Origin of the sequence: Microcoleus sp. PH2017_35_SFW_U_B (assembly GCF_020737865.1) — a bacterium.
GTDB lineage: Bacteria > Cyanobacteriota > Cyanobacteriia > Cyanobacteriales > Microcoleaceae > Microcoleus.
Genome location: NZ_JAEQDE010000088.1, coordinates 33,798 through 45,630, shown reverse-complemented (window position 1 = coordinate 45,630; position 11,833 = coordinate 33,798). Strand labels below are relative to the sequence as shown.

The following is an 11,833-nucleotide window of genomic DNA, read 5'->3' as shown; positions in this document are numbered from 1 at the left end:
CGCCCATCCCACAAACTTGTGGAAGTTATTTAATTTTCATTCCTAATATCCGCTGTTCCTATTCATGCCTGGGCCTCGATTTCCCTCTTCTTTCGGTTTAGCTTTGTTTACTCGCAAGGGACGCCCCATCCACTCTGCACCGTCTAATTCGGTAATTGCAGCGTCTTCTTGGGCATCTTCCATCATCTCGACAAATGCAAAGCCGCGCATCCGACCGGTTTCCCTGTCGGTAGGTAAGACAACTCGCTTGACTGTGCCGTACTCTGCAAATACTGATTTCAGGTCTTCTTCGGTGGCGCGGTAGGACAAATTTCCAATATAGATAGTCATGTCGATCGAACTAAACTTGTTGTGCTATACATAATAACCGATTGATTTGACTCTCAAATGCCATCTCGCTTAAAACTGACCAGAAAGAATTGGTTGAAAGCCCGCCCGCCCGATCGGGAGAAATTAAAATCAGACTATTCATTACTCCAATACTCGGACTTAAGGGTAGAGGTCGCTCTCCTTCTGTCAACTGTCAACTGTCAACTGTCAACTGTTGAAGGATCGCCTTTGAACTAAAAGGGTTTGCCGCACCGACAAACCCTTTCTACTGACTGCAATAGTTAGTCCTTTTGCTTAGTCGATCGAGATCGACTGAGGCCCCGTGCTTTTAGCGTTGGTGGCTTCGGCTGCGGGAGGAGTGTAGGAAGTTGAACCGGCTTGCTCATCGATCCAGCTTCTAACGGGATCTTCGTGAAGGTTGAGTCGAAGCAGGCCAGAAAAAAATCCGCCCGCAAAGGCGATCGGCTGTTGGATCAATTCTTTGACCACTGGGATGAGTTCGTCGAGGAACATTCAAGAGTCTCCTTGTGCTGCTGGGGTTCTATCTTTACTGTACCGTTTGTACGGAGATGCTGGCAGCAGACTGCAAAAAAAGGGCGATCGAGCCTGTTAAAGATGGGCAAGCTCATGCTGCAAAAAACGCTTGCCGGAAAATTGTCGGCAAATGATTTACAATGCTAATCTGTTTGTTTACAAAATTTTATGTGCCGTTTGCTTGGCTACCTCGGCGAGCCGATTTTACTCGATTCTATTCTGTACAAGCCGGAACATTCGCTAATTGTGCAGAGTTACCAGCCCCGCGAAATGACTTCGGGCTTGCTCAATGCTGACGGTTTTGGTATCGGTTGGTATCACCCGCACCTCGATACCGATCCGTTTACTTATAAAAATGTACAGCCAATTTGGAACGACATCAATCTGCCGAGTATCAGCCGATATGTTGAATCCGGCTGTGCGATCGCCTATGTTCGCAGTGCAACTTCAGGACAAGCTCTAGATTTGAGCAACTGTCAGCCGTTTCAACACGATCGCCTGTTGTTCGTACACAACGGCTTTGTGCAGAATTTTCGCAAAAGTCTTTACAGACCAATTCGCGATCGGCTCAACGATACCCTTTATCAATCAATTAACGGTACTACAGATTCAGAGCACATCTTCGGCTTATTTGTCAATGAATTAACAGCCAGCAATCTGAGCCTAAAAGCTGCTTTGCAAAACTGCCTGAAAACTTTGGCTGAACTAGCAAACGCTCACCAAGTTGAATTTTCAGCAAATATTATTATCAGCGACGGACAGCAGCTCGTTGCATCTCGTTTTGCTTTCCCAAAAGTCCCTCCTTCCCTGTATTGGCTGCGGGACGATTTAAATTTCCCCAATTCTGTCATCATTGCTTCTGAGCCTTTATTTGGTGGCAATTGGCACGAGTGTCCAGTCCAGAGCACGATCAGTACGGGAGTAGACGGTGAGATCGAAATCAATCCAATCTTGTAAAGAGGCAATTTATCAGGATTTGCAGCAGTGTCGCCGCGGCACTTTTCAACTATTTGCAGACATCGATTACAATACTTTCTGCCGTCAAGCCCATCCAGATTTTAGTCCGGTTGGTTGGCATTTAGGTCACATTGCTTATACTGAGGATTTGTGGCTGTTGCAGAAATGTGGTGGGTTCAAGCCAGTTTTTCCTGAGTATCACCAACTGTTTGCTGCGGATATTTTGCCGAAAAAACAACGAGTTTTTTTGCCTGCGCTACCAGAAGTTGAATTGTATCTGGATGCGGTGCGAAAAAAGGTGTTAGATTATTTGGACGTTGCGCCGATCGCACAACAGGAACGTCTCTGGCGGTTTATTATTCAGCACGAAAGTCAGCACTGCGAAACAGTTGCTTTCGTGCTGCAAATGCTAAGGAAGGAAGAAGGAAGAAGGAAGAGGGAAGAAGGAAGAGGGAAGAAGGAAGAGGGAAGTTCGGCAACGAGCAGTGTACAAGATGTAACGGATTTAACGGATAGAAGTAAGGAGGAAGAAGGAAGATTAATTCCCAATTCCCAATTCCCGATTACCAATTCCCAATTACCCATTACCAATTACCCATTACCCATTACCGATTCCCCAGAGATTGAGATTCCCGGCGGGGAATTTTATATGGGAAGCGATGCTGCTGAAACTTTGGATAACGAGCGATCGCGCCATCTGTGCGATCTAGAAGCATACGCGATCGATCGCTATCCGGTCACTTGCGGTCAATACCGAGATTTTATGACATCCGGCGGCTATCAGAACCGCGATTGGTGGTCTGCTGAGGGCTGGGAATGGCAAAAAGTTCATTTAGTCGATCGCCCGCTTTACTGGTCAGAAAACCCTGCTTTCAACAACCATCCAGTTTGCGGCGTCAGTTGGTACGAAGCCGAAGCTTACTGCAACTTCGTCGGGAAGCGCTTACCATCGGAAGCCGAATGGGAAAAAGCAGCAAGTTGGGATCCCACAAATCAGACAAAACTTACCTATCCTTGGGGAGAAACACGGCCAAATGCCAGCCTGTGCAATCACGGCAATCATCTTGCCAATACTTCCCCCGTTGATGCTTTTCCAACGGGAGCAAGTCCAGCAGGCTGTTGTGATATGTTGGGCAATGTCTGGGAGTGGACAGCTTCAACCTTTGACGCCTATCCAGGATTTGAAAGTTATCCTTATCGGGGATACTCTGAACTCTATTTTGATGGAGAACATCGGGTTTTGAAAGGCGGGAGTTGGGCAACTTTTCCTCAGGCACTGCGATCGACTTTTCGGAATTGGTACTATCCGGGCGTGCGGCAAATTATCGCGGGTTTTCGCTGCGCCACAACTACAATCACATAGGTTTGTAGTGAGGAATGCGAGTCCTCTAATTTTATGCGGACTAAAGTCCTCACTACGAACCTGTAAGATTTAAATTTAAAAAATAAAATTTATTTCCAGTTAATTTTAGACAATATTTGTTTGTCAAACACCAAAACTTTTTTCCACTTAAAAATACTAGGTTAAAAAGGTTTGTAAATGATTTAATAATTTAGGTTGATATTTGTTGAATTTTAATTTGTGGACGCGACTCGCCATCGGGTGAGAACATACAGAACGGAGAGCGGCCTCAAAAATCTAGCTTGAGTGCGATCTTCAGCAACGCAACTGTGTGCTATATCAATTTGTGCATCTTAATTTTACTCTATGAAATCTCCAAGACTTTCCGACAAGACAAACCCAGCGTCAACCAAAGAAAACCGGCTGCACTTAGAGCGGCTGGTGAGCGCTGTGGCACCGACACCCGCAGAAATCAATGCTGGCAGCGATGCAATTACCGGGTTGACTCAAAACCCCAAAACCCTGCCTCCCAAGTATTTCTACGACGATCGCGGCTCGAACCTCTTCGAGTTGATTTGTCAGTTGCCGGAATACTACTTAACGCGCACTGAGACGGCAATTTTGCAAGAGTGTGCAGGGGCGATCGCGCATTTGACGGGCCCGTGCGAAATCGTCGAACTTGGCAGCGGCAGTTCCACCAAAACCCGGATTCTCCTCGATGCTTACAGCAAATTGGAATATCCGCTGCACTATTTGCCGATCGACATCAGCCCCACTATCCTAGAAAGCAGCGCTTGTCAACTGTTAGCAGATTATCCATCGCTCCAAATTCACGGACTTGTCAGCACTTACGAATTAGCCTTAGCTAAAATTGCCCCGTCGCCATTGCCAACCCGAATGATTTGCTTTCTAGGCAGCACCCTCGGCAATCTCAACCATCAAGAATGCGATGTATTCTTCTCGCAAGTTGTCGGTGCATTGCAGCCGGGAGAGTATTTTTTGCTGGGAATTGACTTAGACAAATCTAAGGATATTTTAGAGCCGGCCTACGATGACAGTCAAGGAGTGACCGCAGCCTTTAACTTGAATATGCTGCGACATTTAAATCGGAAGTATCAGGGAAATTTTGATTTAGCGCAGTTCGAGCATTGGGCTTTTTACAATCAAGAACAATGTCAAATTGAAATGCACTTGAAAAGTAAGAAAGCGCAAACAGTCAACTTGCGCGCGCTCGATTTAACGGTTGAATTTGCCGCCGGAGAAACTATCCGCAGCGAAATTTCGCGCAAGTTTAATCTCAATACTGTAAAGGCAGATCTTTCGCAGCGCGGTTTAAAGCCGGTGCAAGTTTGGACAGACCCAAATCAGTGGTTTGGCTTGATGCTTTGTCAGTTGACAGTTGACAGTTGACAGTTGGCAGTTGGCAGTTGACAGTTGGCAGTTGGCAATTGTTATTTGTTATTTTTGAATATCTCCCAATAATCAGTAACTACTGACTACTGACTAATAATGACTAATGACTGCTGACTAATGACTAATATCATTTCCGGCTGCATCGGAATAATATATTTGGATGATATCAGTGCGAGCGTCTCGCTCGCGGCATAGATCGCGAGCGAGACGCTCGCACTCTTATAATTACGATGCTGCCGGATTTGATATAATGACTGCTGACTACTGACTGCTGACTACTGACTAATGACTACTGACTAATTAACAAATCGGCCGCTGTCCGGGTTTTACGGCGTGAATGTACTCGCTGCCGGATGTCGGCCATCCCCGCTTGTAATAGGCTTCCTCGGGCTTCCCCCAGCCCAACTGCAACAAAATTTCGAGAAAATCCAACTTTTCCCACTTCGAGAGACTCGCCCATTCTGTACGCTGGGCTAGAGCTTCTACGTCGATCGGCTCGATCGCTCGAAAATCCTTCCCACTATTAATACTCAAATACAAATCCATCCCCGCAGTTACCCGCTCCCAGAATTCCAACATCGCAGTCTTAGCAGCCTTCAGCGTCATCAAATCGATCGGTAGAGCGATTAATTCGTCATCCACTCCCGGGTAGCGCAGACTATTGCCTTTAACCGTCATTTCCCGCCAGACAATCCCAGAAACTTGATGTTCCCGCTGGTATTCATGCACGGCTGCCTTAAAATTTTGATAAGCAGTGAACTTTTGAACGCCCTCAGATTTGAGAAAGCGATCGATCACGGGGTTTCCTGTAGCAGGAGTTTCAGTCAAATTGAGGCGTCGCCCGTGCAAGCAGGCTTGGCGCTCTTCTGCGAGGATGTTAATGAGTTCCGCCGTGCTGTAGATCTTGGGCATCTTTATTCAGGCAAAATCTATTGATTTGCGGGTCTGGCTGGTTTGATCTGCTAATTTTCAGTAAAGATTATTTGTTTTTTTGAGCAATATCACTTTTGCGTTATTGTAACTTTTCTTTGGAGTTAATTCTAGTTTTGATAGTTTACAGGAGTTGCGCCCATAAATCCCGAAAGCTTCTTGAAAAAAGCAGTTGATCGCGATACAGAATTGCGAGTTAGGCTGTCCGCTGCGCGGCGGGCGTACCTCGTGGAATTTTTCGCCAACAACAAAGCCCCCTCACTCGAAGGAGGGGGCTAAACTGAGTTAAAGGTTTGGCAGTTGTATTTAGCGAGTCCAACAGCCCGAAAAAAAAGCAGCATTCGCACTTGCTGTCAACTACCAAAATTCAAATTTTCAGTCTCAAAGCTTAGTATCGTCGTGAAGAGCGATTGTTGTCGCCCCAGCCACCGCCACCCGAGGAGCGTTTGTTGTTGTTTTCGCGAGGTTTGGCTTTGTTGACTTTCAAGTCACGACCCATCCACTCAGCACCGTCGAGGGCTGCAATAGCTGCTGCTTCTTCTGCTTCGCTGGCCATTTCGACAAAAGCAAAACCCCTCATTCTGCCTGTTTCCCGGTCCACTGGCACTTGGACGCGGCTTACAGTTCCGTACTCGGCAAATACTTCGTTGAGGTCGTCTGATGTGACCTCATAAGAAAGATTACCCACGTAAATCGACATAAAATCTCCAGAATCTATTAGGGTGCAGAGACTTAGATTCGGAGAGAGGCTTGTAAATAAACACCAACAAACTACGCAACCGAATTTAATTCTTGAAAAACTACTATAACATGAAGCCAGCAGAATCAGCAATTGCCTGTCCTAATTTTCAAATTAGGGTGCCGTCGGGCAATCTCCCGCGGAAAGTATTCTTGATAACTGACATATTGCACTGTTAGCCTCATCACCTTGGTTTTTTGCTGTGCGATCGAGCTGAGGGCTGATTTTTTTCGTTGCTGTTAGCAGGTGGATGGGGTTTTATTGAAAATATTGCTCTCGATCGTTATATTGAGATCGGGCACTTTTCGGGTTGCATAGATATCCTGCCTGTAACACCAGAGATCAATCTTTTTAGCCTCGGATTCATGTGTTGACTGAATTTCTAATCTCTGATATCCCGTCTCCGATCGCATTAAATTTAGCGCCCTGTAATGGCGACCCAAAAATAATTCTCAAAAGAGTTCTTAGGAATATCTACGCGCATTTTTCTACCCCAAGTATAAACATCAAAACTAACGCGAGATCGATCGCCCTTTCGATCGCTTCCCTCATCAATTGCGACATTTCCCAACAGCGCCACCCAGTGACTCGGATAAGGGATCAGCGGCGGTTTGTTTTGCAGCATTCCCTCAGCGGTAATCAAAGCAAAAGCAAATCCCCCAGCTTTGAGCGCCTCATCGGCGGCCCGCAGCGCTGGAATATCGCCACTGAAATAAGCGTATTGATACTCCCCACCGATGAATCGGGGGGATTCTTGATTAAGACCACAAAGGGACTTTCAAAGGCGTTAACAAAGCACCTCTACTGACTTCTTTGAGACAAAGCCCCAAAGTTGCCGCTACTTTTCTACCGATATTAGCTGCACCGTTGCAGTCGGCATTGATTAACAAACCTTCAAGGGTGCGATACAATCCGCGCTTAACTCGTTTACCGCTTGACTGCCACCCACGAAAGTTTTTCGCAGAATTTAGGTAGCACGTCCCGATCGACAAATGAAGCTTTAGAAGTATATGATTCTTCAGTCACTACAAACCGAATCCCGTATTTTTCGCATAATTGAGCGATTCTATCCTTGAGTCTACAAGTTGGAATTTGAACAAACTTTTGGTTAGTTTGAGAACCCAGATTGAGACCATTTCTCATCCCCACATTCCAACCGAATATCACAGTACCTAGATTGTTAGCTAAACAATGAGCAATTACCTTCCGAGCAGCTTTGTTAACAGCATCTCGCATTGTGCGATTGCGATTTTATGTCAATCTCTCCAGTCGTTTTGACCAATAACCATTCGCTTTCCCGGACATCAAAAACGCAACGCGCTTATTATATCCTTGATTGAGCGACTTCAGGTGCAACCCATCTACGATAAAGCTAGTCCCAGTATTGCTTACACAGGTTAGCCAATTGTTCATTCCGTGGTCGATCATCAAAGCTTTAGATGGATCTACATCTGCTTGAACCTGCTCAGTCTTGTAGATTAATTCCAAGTAAAAGCAGCCGTTTCTAGGCAGGATTCGATATTCTCTGATCGCTTTGTGGTCTAAGTTTGTGGGCTCTTGTAGATAGAAAGCATCCAGTCCGAACCAAGCTTTAACTTTGGTGCCGAGTGGAAATCTTAATAACCCGTCTTTAAGCTTCACAGAGCGAGCTGTATACGTTACTAAAGCTAGACCACCCTGTCGATAATTAGGTAGTCTCGGTCTTTGAGTTACTGTCCCTTCTTTTATGCCTTTTAATAGTCCAATATAGGATTTGAAAGATTCGGCAACAGTAGTTAAAATCTGCTGTGCGGTATCCGAATAGAATGCTTTATAGTGCAAATTTCGGTTCTCCGTACCTAGCACTTTATGCAAATCTGCTCTCCCCGGTATTTTACCTGTTTTGAAATACATTTGACGAGCATAATAAATACCGCAATTAGTCAGTTTTGATGACTCACTGCACAGGAATTAGAGAATTGCTTTTAGGTTTTTATCCGGGATAATTAAATTTTGTTGGCATCCAAACATTTTTGTTACCTCCTTTTTATATTATACCTTCTCACCTGCTATCAAAGGATATTAATTAAAGAGGAAAATGTAGGCGACTAAAGTCGCAGTCGCGTTCCGGACTATGTAAGACAGCCAGGGGCTTCTCGCTCGTCTTTCGGTGAACTGTCAACAGTCAACAGTCAACTGTCAACTGTCAACTGTTTTACCATTTTCCTGACATTGCATCTTTGAGTCTCAATTCTTCTCGGCTGACTAGAGCTTCGTAGTAATCTGGTTTGATTTCTAGGGCGACTCCGTAAGAACTAATTGCATCTTGAGTCCGCTGCAATTTTTGCAAAACATCGCCGCGCTGCGCCCAAGCTTCCCAGTTGTGGGGCTTGAGTTGAATCACTCGATCGAAAGCGACAAGTGATTCGGAATAGCGCTGCATTTTCCCCAGCACCAGGCCTCGCTGCACCCAGCCTTGATAGCTGTCGGGCCAGATAGTAATTGCTCGATCGTATGATGCTAGACTTTGTTCGTACTGTTCCAAATTTGACAGGGCGTTGCCACGTTTCAACCAAGCTTCAAAATTGTCTGGCACGTTTTGAATGACGCGGTTGTAAGCTGCGACGGCTTCTTCGTAACGCTGCAATTTTTCTAGCGCTGCGCCTTGCTGCAATCCTACTTTTGATGTAATGTCTGTTTCTGAACTCAGAGAGATTACTTTGTCAAAACAGGCGATCGCTTCTTCGTATTGCTCCAATTTTTCTAGGGCTTCGCCTCGCAAATTCCAAGCTTCTAGAAAATTTCCTTCAATTTGGAGGGCATTGCTGTAAGCGATAATCGCATCTTTGTAGCGTTCCAATTCTGCTAGGGCCATACCTCTGCCCAGCCAAGCTTCGGGGAAATTCGGATTAATTTGAATCGCTCGATCGAAAGCATCGATCGCACCTTCATAATCTCTTGATTCTGACAGTGTTTGACCGCGCCCGATCCATGCTTCGGGATAAGCGGGATTCATTTGAATAGCCCGATCGAAACAAGCTATTGCCCCATCGCGCCACTGGTGTTTCAGGGCCATTCCTTTGTACAGCCAAGCTTCGGAGTCATTGGGTTGGAGTAGCAAGACGCGATCGTAAGCTGTGACTGCTTCTCCGTATTTGTGCAATTTTGCCGAAGCAATGCCCCGATTGAACCAAGCCAAAGTGTTTTGTGGTTGCAGTTGAATGGCGCGATCGTAAGAAGTTACAGCTTCAGCGTAGCGTTCCGCCTTCATCAGAGCCAAACCTCGGTTCAGCCAAGCTTCCCAATTAGTCGGGACGAGTTTGAGAGCGCGCTCGTAGGCCGCCACAGCCTCAGCGTAGCGCGAGGCTTGCAGCAACACGCTGCCTTGCCTGCACCACATCGCGGGCAAATTTGGATGAAGTTGGGTTGCTTTTTTGTAACAGGTTGCTGCTTTGTCCCACTCCTGCAATTCTTCTAAAACTCTGCCCTGCTGATACCAAGCTTCGTGCTTTTCGGGATTGATTTCAATTGCTTTGTCAAAAGTCGCGATCGCCTCGGGGTGATTTTGCAAACTTAACAGTGCTGTCCCGCGCAGCATCCAGGCCCAATATTCTTCGGGATTAATGGCGATCGCTCGATCGCAACAGGCCACCGTTTCAGCCCAGGAGTGCAGTTGCTTGTAAGCTTTGCCCAGATTCAGCCACGCGCGGGCCCAATCCGGCTTAATTTGCACCGCTTTTCCGTAGCAAATGATTGCCGCTTCGTACCTTCCCGATGCGTAGTGTCTGTTGCCCCGATCATAATCTGGAAATGCTGCAAAAATTCTTAAAATCGGGGGCAGGAGGCCGGACTCGGGATTTGAGGAGTTTTCTGTGGTAGAAGTCGAGATATCTGGCATACGCCTTACATATAAAATTTAGTGGGTTGACAAGATTGCGGTCTTATATATTAACTTATGCTTTTCTTAACTCGCTGCTATTTTGAGACAAATTTAGCATATCAGGTCTATTACCACAAATTATATTTACTTAACTGTAATGTATAAAATTATGCACCGCTCCCACTTTGCGTATACCGCTGTAAAATACGGTCAGTCGATTTTCGATGTTCGATTGACTCCACAGATGAATCTGGGAGCTTGAACCAGAGTCTAAAATTTTGATCTCTCCACTACGAGTGTCGGAAACTTGTATTCGTAAACGATATTAATTTTCCCAGAATCCTTCAAATCTCTGCGGTGCGAGATCTGAGTTAATAGAGTCTGTCCTCAAAAAGGCAGTGTGTTAACTTTTATTGTAACGGCCATACATCGTTTAATTAAGAGGTATGTTGTTCTTTATATCGAGTTGCTCAGGATGGCAATAAATAGTAGCTGCTAAATATTAGGCAATAAAAATCAATCAATTCATTTCATTGCAACACTTTTTTTTCCAAAGAGCTAAAAGGAGTTGGTTTGGCAAACATCAAAATCAATTGGTGTCAGACGTTGATTTGGACAAGACAGTTGAGGGAAGGGTTTCATTATGCCACTCAATTTAAGAATTCGATCTCACAAGACGATCGCCCTAATATTTATTGTCTCGTTACTAATCAACGTACTCGCGATCGAAAGCACGTACTCTCAGCAAAGCTGCCCAAAAGTGCAAACTTCAATTCAGATTATCGACGAAACGGGCGGGAGACAGATTTCTGGCACCTCCTCCGTTGACACTTTGCAGGAGTCACATTTCAAGAACTATGTAACGACCATTTCCAAACATATCTCTGCCAAGATTGACGAAATATCGCAGTGCCACGGAGATTTGAAAAGTTCTCCAGAAGTCAAGCTTTTTTTCGTTTACCGTCGGCTCGTCAAGACTGCGCCCTTAGCACCGTTCAATTTAGAGCGTACAGAATCTAATGATGCCAGGCATTTGGATAGTCCTTGGGTAAAACTCACGTTCAGCCGATCGCCCAGGCTCGTTGTGCGTGCCGTGTTCCTATGGAACGAACGACAGTTTCTGTTCGATCAGGCACTGATGTCGGGCATACGCGCCCCACCCACCAATCCTCTGCTTCCGATTGATAACGGCATCTTCAGGCAATTTATACAAGATTACAAGGACTCTGTGCTGCTTGCACCGTCTCCAGAAGCCCAGCCTGCCGCCCTAGCCAGTATTTCAAAGCGCTTGCCCCCGGAAATCTTTTGGCTGTTTCGCAATACGTGGCAAACCACCTTGATTCCGTTTTACATGTCAGTAGCCCGTGCTTTTGAATTAGCTGTTGGGAAGGCAGCGATCGGATATACCGATCTTACCAAGGCTCTGATTGACCAATTTTTCGCGTCAGAAACGACTGAGATCCGCTACGAAAGCCTTCTCGATCTCAAAGACCTATTCACCCCCGATCGATACCGGATTAACGACCTTCTTCGTTAAGGAAAAAAATTATGGCTTGGACTTTTTCTCAAAAGACGACGTTCACAGGTTTTACTACTGTCGCCGAAGAGGCACAAATCCTTACCCTTTTGCAGACAGCATACGACCGTTCGTCCACAGCTAAGACTATGTTCGACAATTGGATTAATGCCGGGAACACAATAGAGATACGATTCCGGCGGGACACTTTTC

Annotated in this window: 14 protein-coding genes; 5 read left to right on the top strand and 9 right to left on the bottom strand. The window is 45.7% G+C overall.

Features of this window, described 5'->3' with window-relative positions; translation table 11 throughout:
- Positions 1–42: 42 nt before the first annotated feature.
- Both JGK36_RS23895 and JGK36_RS23890 read right to left on the bottom strand, forming a co-directional pair.
- Positions 43–330, bottom strand: a complete 288-nt coding sequence (locus JGK36_RS23895) for an RNA-binding protein (RefSeq protein WP_293179249.1) — start codon at positions 328–330, stop codon at positions 43–45.
- Between the two features lie 294 nt (positions 331–624).
- Positions 625–843, bottom strand: a complete 219-nt coding sequence (locus JGK36_RS23890) for a hypothetical protein (protein ID WP_293150155.1) — start codon at positions 841–843, stop codon at positions 625–627.
- Between the two features lie 14 nt (positions 844–857).
- Here JGK36_RS23890 and JGK36_RS23885 point away from each other — a divergent pair, with 14 nt between their 5' ends.
- The 4 genes from JGK36_RS23885 (at position 858) to egtD (ending at position 4,573) form a co-directional block, all read left to right on the top strand.
- Entirely contained in the window at positions 858–998 is a 141-nt protein-coding gene (locus tag JGK36_RS23885) for a hypothetical protein (protein WP_293150157.1), read from the top strand.
- 34 nt (positions 999–1,032) lie between these two features.
- On the top strand, positions 1,033–1,821 hold the full coding sequence (egtC, locus tag JGK36_RS23880; protein WP_293179243.1) for an ergothioneine biosynthesis protein EgtC: 789 nt from the start codon (positions 1,033–1,035) through the stop codon (positions 1,819–1,821).
- Entirely contained in the window at positions 1,793–3,184 is a 1,392-nt protein-coding gene (locus JGK36_RS23875) for an SUMF1/EgtB/PvdO family nonheme iron enzyme (protein ID WP_293198214.1), read from the top strand. Before egtC ends, JGK36_RS23875 begins: the two co-directional genes overlap by 29 nt.
- Positions 3,185–3,529: 345 nt before the next feature.
- Entirely contained in the window at positions 3,530–4,573 is a 1,044-nt protein-coding gene (egtD, locus tag JGK36_RS23870; RefSeq protein ID WP_293179237.1) for an L-histidine N(alpha)-methyltransferase, read from the top strand.
- A 303-nt stretch (positions 4,574–4,876) separates the two neighbouring features.
- Here egtD and JGK36_RS23865 read toward each other — a convergent pair whose 3' ends face one another.
- The 7 genes from JGK36_RS23865 to JGK36_RS23835 form a co-directional block, all read right to left on the bottom strand.
- Positions 4,877–5,488, bottom strand: a complete 612-nt coding sequence (locus tag JGK36_RS23865; RefSeq protein ID WP_293198213.1) for a hypothetical protein — start codon at positions 5,486–5,488, stop codon at positions 4,877–4,879.
- A gap of 406 nt (positions 5,489–5,894) precedes the next feature.
- Positions 5,895–6,206 (bottom strand): RNA-binding protein, encoded by a 312-nt coding sequence (locus JGK36_RS23860; protein WP_293179231.1) that lies wholly within the window; start codon positions 6,204–6,206, stop codon positions 5,895–5,897.
- Between the two features lie 457 nt (positions 6,207–6,663).
- Positions 6,664–6,888: a hypothetical protein gene (locus tag JGK36_RS23855; RefSeq protein WP_293179228.1), complete on the bottom strand. Its 225-nt coding sequence runs from the start codon at positions 6,886–6,888 to the stop codon at positions 6,664–6,666.
- A gap of 115 nt (positions 6,889–7,003) precedes the next feature.
- Complete coding sequence (locus JGK36_RS23850; protein ID WP_293190639.1) at positions 7,004–7,156, bottom strand: hypothetical protein; 153 nt, start codon at positions 7,154–7,156, stop codon at positions 7,004–7,006.
- Between the two features lie 16 nt (positions 7,157–7,172).
- The gene (locus JGK36_RS23845) at positions 7,173–7,481 is read right to left on the bottom strand and encodes an IS200/IS605 family accessory protein TnpB-related protein (protein WP_293190637.1); all 309 of its coding nucleotides are present in this window, start codon (positions 7,479–7,481) and stop codon (positions 7,173–7,175) included.
- 15 nt (positions 7,482–7,496) lie between these two features.
- The gene (locus JGK36_RS23840) at positions 7,497–8,066 is read right to left on the bottom strand and encodes a transposase (RefSeq protein WP_293198211.1); all 570 of its coding nucleotides are present in this window, start codon (positions 8,064–8,066) and stop codon (positions 7,497–7,499) included.
- A 373-nt stretch (positions 8,067–8,439) separates the two neighbouring features.
- Positions 8,440–10,122 (bottom strand): tetratricopeptide repeat protein, encoded by a 1,683-nt coding sequence (locus JGK36_RS23835; protein ID WP_293179222.1) that lies wholly within the window; start codon positions 10,120–10,122, stop codon positions 8,440–8,442.
- A gap of 625 nt (positions 10,123–10,747) precedes the next feature.
- On the opposite strand from JGK36_RS23835, the gene JGK36_RS23830 reads away from it, so the two are divergent.
- Positions 10,748–11,641, top strand: a complete 894-nt coding sequence (locus tag JGK36_RS23830; protein ID WP_293190633.1) for a hypothetical protein — start codon at positions 10,748–10,750, stop codon at positions 11,639–11,641.
- Positions 11,642–11,833 lie beyond the last annotated feature (192 nt).

Bases quoted from the DNA above. Each gene is read 5' to 3' on its own strand.
- JGK36_RS23895 (WP_293179249.1), bottom strand. From the start codon at position 330: ATGACTATCTATATTGGAAATTTGTCCTACCGCGCCACCGAAGAAGAC.
- JGK36_RS23890 (WP_293150155.1), bottom strand. From the start codon at position 843: ATGTTCCTCGACGAACTCATCCCAGTGGTCAAAGAATTGATCCAACAG.
- egtC (WP_293179243.1), top strand. From the start codon at position 1,033: ATGTGCCGTTTGCTTGGCTACCTCGGCGAGCCGATTTTACTCGATTCT.
- egtD (WP_293179237.1), top strand. From the start codon at position 3,530: ATGAAATCTCCAAGACTTTCCGACAAGACAAACCCAGCGTCAACCAAA.
- JGK36_RS23865 (WP_293198213.1), bottom strand. From the start codon at position 5,488: ATGCCCAAGATCTACAGCACGGCGGAACTCATTAACATCCTCGCAGAA.
- JGK36_RS23860 (WP_293179231.1), bottom strand. From the start codon at position 6,206: ATGTCGATTTACGTGGGTAATCTTTCTTATGAGGTCACATCAGACGAC.
- JGK36_RS23845 (WP_293190637.1), bottom strand. From the start codon at position 7,481: ATGCGAGATGCTGTTAACAAAGCTGCTCGGAAGGTAATTGCTCATTGT.
- JGK36_RS23835 (WP_293179222.1), bottom strand. From the start codon at position 10,122: ATGCCAGATATCTCGACTTCTACCACAGAAAACTCCTCAAATCCCGAG.
- JGK36_RS23830 (WP_293190633.1), top strand. From the start codon at position 10,748: ATGCCACTCAATTTAAGAATTCGATCTCACAAGACGATCGCCCTAATA.